Here is a 211-nt window from a genome sequence, read left to right as displayed (position 1 = left end):
GAGCCGATGCAATGAGACAGCGATTTTTGCTGGCTCCTTGCAAGAGGCCAACCCAAAGCCAGGCGGCGAAACCATTCTTGACACTAAACCAAACAGCAGCACATTTCCACACCCCAATTCAGCTATATAACCCGCTCGCCCCCACCAAGGAAGCGATTCCCCCAACAGCGGACGAATCCTAGATAAGTACACAAAAAATATACCCACACGA

The sequence above is a fragment of the Planococcus sp. ISL-109 genome (assembly GCF_018613655.1).
In the GTDB taxonomy this organism is placed as follows: Bacteria; Bacillota; Bacilli; order Bacillales_A; family Planococcaceae; genus Planococcus.
This window is presented reverse-complemented; position numbering follows the sequence as displayed.